Origin of the sequence: Methylobacterium sp. WL6, from assembly GCF_008040095.1 — a bacterium.
Taxonomy (GTDB): Bacteria; Pseudomonadota; Alphaproteobacteria; order Rhizobiales; family Beijerinckiaceae; genus Methylobacterium.
The window spans coordinates 1-3,118 of record NZ_VRVH01000417.1 but is presented as its reverse complement, the minus strand read 5'-3'; the positions used below and the strand labels follow the sequence as shown (position 1 = coordinate 3,118).

Below are 3,118 nucleotides of genomic sequence, written 5' to 3'. Positions count from 1 at the left end.
GGCTTGGGCCGCGGCGCCATCGCGCCCGGCACCCAGACCTCGCCGCGGGATGGGCCTGCGGGACGACGCATGCTGGCGCTCCTTAAGCGGCCGCGTCCTCGGCGGGCTTGGCGGCCTTCTCGGCGCGCTTGGCGGCGCGCTCCTTGGCCTTCTCGCCCGGCTCGGCCTTCTGCGGGTTGTTGCGGGTGGGGCGCTTGGCGAGGCCGGCGGCGTCGAGGAAGCGCAGGACGCGGTCGGTCGGCTGCGCGCCCTTGGCGAGCCACGCCGTGATCTTCTCGGCCTCGAGCACGATGCGGGCCGGGTCGTCCTTGGCCTTCATCGGGTCGTAGGCGCCGACCTTCTCGATGAAGCGGCCGTCGCGGGGCGCGCGGGCGTCGGCGACGACGATGCGGTAGTACGGGCGCTTCTTGGCGCCGCCACGGGTGAGGCGGATCTTGAGGGACATGTCTTCAGCTCCTGATTTGCTTCGATCGATCGGCGAATCGTGGGTAGTGAGTAGCGAACAGATGGCCGAAAGCCCCGTTCGCTATTCGCTACTCCCCATTCGCCCTACTTCTTCTTCCCGAACGGGAAGCCGCCGAGGCCCGGCATCTTCGGCGCGCCGAGACCCGGAAGGCCCGGCATCTTGCCGCCGCCCCCGAGGCCGGGGGGCATCGGCGGCAGCTTGCCGCCGAACTGCTTCTGCATCGCCTCGATCTGCTCCGGCGTCGGCTCGGGCATCCCCGGGGGAAGCCCGGGCATCCCGCCCATGCCGCCCGGCATCCCGCCGCCGCCGAGGCCGAACATCGAGCCCAGCGCCTGGCCGATGCCGCGCTTGCCCGAGCCCATCGCCTTCATCATGTCGGCCATGGTCCGGTGCATCTTCAGGAGCTTGTTCAGCTCCTCGACCTTGGTGCCCGAGCCGGCCGCGATGCGCTTCTTGCGGGAGTTCTTGAGGAGATCGGGGTTCTTGCGCTCCTGCGCCGTCATCGAGGAGATGATCGCGCGCTGGCGCTTGAACATCTTCTCGTCGAGGTTGGCGCCCTCGACCTGCTTCTTCATCGCGCCCATGCCGGGCAGCATGCCCATCAGGCCGCCGATGCCGCCCATCTTCTCCATCTGGGCGAGCTGCATCGACAGGTCGTCGAGGTCGAACTTGCCCTTGCGCATCTTCTCCGCGGTGCGGAGCGCCTGCTCGTGATCGATGGTCTCGGCCGCCTTCTCGACGAGCGAGACGATGTCGCCCATGCCGAGGATGCGGTTGGCGACGCGGGAGGGGTGGAACTCCTCCAGCGCGTCGACCTTCTCGCCGGTGCCGACGAGCTTGATCGGCTTGCCGGTGACGGCGCGCATCGAGAGCGCCGCACCGCCGCGCGAATCGCCGTCCATGCGGGTGAGCACGATGCCGGTGACGCCGAGGCGCTGGTCGAAGGCGCGGGCAGTGTTGACCGCGTCCTGGCCGGTGAGCGCGTCGGCGACGAGCAGGACCTCGTGGGGTTTCGTCGCCGCCTTCACCTCGGCGGCTTCCTGCATCAGGGCCTCGTCGACCGTGGTGCGGCCGGCGGTGTCGAGCATCACCACGTCGAAGCCGCCGAGCCGGGCGGCATCCATCGCGCGCTTGGCGATCTGCACCGCCGACTGGCCGGCAACGATCGGCAGGCAGGCGACGCCGACCTGACCGGCGAGGACGGCGAGCTGCTCCATCGCCGCCGGACGGCGGGTGTCGAGCGAGGCGAGCAGCACCTTGCGCTTCTCGCGGTCCGACAGGCGTCGGGCGATCTTGGCCGTCGTGGTGGTCTTGCCCGAGCCCTGCAGTCCGACCATCAGGATCGGCACGGGGGCGGGCGCGTTCAGGTCGATCACCGCGGCGTCGGTGCCGAGCATCGCCACGAGCTCGTCGTTGACGATCTTCACGACCATCTGGCCGGGCGTCACCGACTTCAGCACGACGGCGCCGACGGCCTTCTCGCGCACCGCGTCGGTGAAGCCGCGGACCACCTCGAGCGCCACGTCGGCCTCGAGCAGGGCGCGGCGGACCTCGCGCATCGCGGCGGTGACGTCGGCCTCGGTCAGCGCACCCCGGCGGGTGAGGCCGGAGAGGATGCCGGACAGGCGGTCGGAAAGGCCCTCGAACATGGCGCTACTGGTCCAGCCCCGACGCGGCGGCGCGACGCGCCTGGAACGCATCCTCGAAGGCGCCGACCGCGCGGGCGAACTTGTCCCGGCAGTCCGGATTGCAGAAGCCGACCACGGCGCCGTTGTACAGCGTCAGCGAATCGGCCGCGATCGGCTTGCCCGACCAGGGGCAGACCTCGTTCACGGCATCCTCGATGCGCAGGGCGGCGGATGGGGTCATGGCGTGGGTCAAGGACGGCCTTCGTGAGGACGCTGCCGCCAACGCCGAGCACGCCCGAGGGCGCGGACGCGCTGTCGGGCGTTGACCTCCGGTCTCGGTGGACCGGTCGGCTTCGGAGTCGACGAAGAACGTCGGATGCGCCGGGCGATACGGAAGCTCACGCGAAAAGTCAATTTCGCGACGGATCCGCAGCGGTCCGTCGTCCCCGCCGACGGCCGGGCTCGCCTTTTCGCACGGTCCTCCCACCTTCGGAAGACCAAGGCGCCAAGGAGGAGACCCGCATGGCATACGTATCGGCCAAGATCGTGGAAGAGGGCAGGGCGGCCAAGAAGCAGGGCGCGCCGCTCTCGGCCGACCCCTACCCGGCCGGCTCGCAGGACAGCGCGGACTGGCTCGAAGGCTACACCTTCGACGAGCGCGAGCAGAACGTCGACCAGGAGATCGAGAAGGGCGCGGGCTGAGGGGCAGGGCGGGATCCGGCCCACAATCCCGTGATCGGACGGCGAGACGGCGTTAACCTTTACCGATCGTTAAGCATGTTCGGCGCTGAATGGCCTCGATCGTTGAGGACATGCCGATGTCGGACCCCGCCCGCAACCTGCCACCCTACGAGTCCGGTGGACGCCCGGCCCCGGGCCCGCTGCGCGACTGGCTCGCCGCCATGAAGGCCCAGGCGCCCGCCGCCCAGGCCCCGGCACAGCCCCAAGTCGAGGCGCGCCAAGTCGAGGCGCGCCATGCCGAGGCGCGCCACAGGTCGCGCTCCTCGCGCATCGCGTCGAGCTC

4 protein-coding genes and 1 pseudogene are annotated in these 3,118 nt (G+C 70.4%); 2 read left to right on the top strand and 3 right to left on the bottom strand.

The window, feature by feature from the left end:
- Nucleotides 1-82: 82 nt before the first annotated feature.
- The 3 genes from rpsP to FV230_RS26530 form a co-directional block, all read right to left on the bottom strand.
- Nucleotides 83-445 (bottom strand): 30S ribosomal protein S16, encoded by a 363-nt coding sequence (gene rpsP, locus FV230_RS26540; RefSeq protein ID WP_147728730.1) that lies wholly within the window; start codon nucleotides 443-445, stop codon nucleotides 83-85.
- 104 nt (nucleotides 446-549) lie between these two features.
- Nucleotides 550-2,115, bottom strand: a complete 1,566-nt coding sequence (gene ffh / locus FV230_RS26535; RefSeq protein WP_147844507.1) for a signal recognition particle protein — start codon at nucleotides 2,113-2,115, stop codon at nucleotides 550-552.
- A gap of 4 nt (nucleotides 2,116-2,119) precedes the next feature.
- On the bottom strand, nucleotides 2,120-2,335 hold the full coding sequence (locus FV230_RS26530) for a glutathione S-transferase (RefSeq protein ID WP_147844508.1): 216 nt from the start codon (nucleotides 2,333-2,335) through the stop codon (nucleotides 2,120-2,122).
- Between the two features lie 281 nt (nucleotides 2,336-2,616).
- Here FV230_RS26530 and FV230_RS26525 point away from each other — a divergent pair, with 281 nt between their 5' ends.
- The gene (locus FV230_RS26525) at nucleotides 2,617-2,796 is read left to right on the top strand and encodes a hypothetical protein (RefSeq protein ID WP_147844506.1); all 180 of its coding nucleotides are present in this window, start codon (nucleotides 2,617-2,619) and stop codon (nucleotides 2,794-2,796) included.
- Between the two features lie 116 nt (nucleotides 2,797-2,912).
- Nucleotides 2,913-3,118, top strand: a pseudogene (locus FV230_RS26520) (ATPase); the annotation flags it as partial.

Excerpts from the sequence above, each read along its gene's own strand:
- ffh (WP_147844507.1), bottom strand. The coding sequence starts at position 2,115 with ATGTTCGAGGGCCTTTCCGACCGCCTGTCCGGCATCCTCTCCGGCCTC.
- rpsP (WP_147728730.1), bottom strand. The coding sequence starts at position 445 with ATGTCCCTCAAGATCCGCCTCACCCGTGGCGGCGCCAAGAAGCGCCCG.
- FV230_RS26530 (WP_147844508.1), bottom strand. The coding sequence starts at position 2,335 with ATGACCCCATCCGCCGCCCTGCGCATCGAGGATGCCGTGAACGAGGTC.
- FV230_RS26525 (WP_147844506.1), top strand. The coding sequence starts at position 2,617 with ATGGCATACGTATCGGCCAAGATCGTGGAAGAGGGCAGGGCGGCCAAG.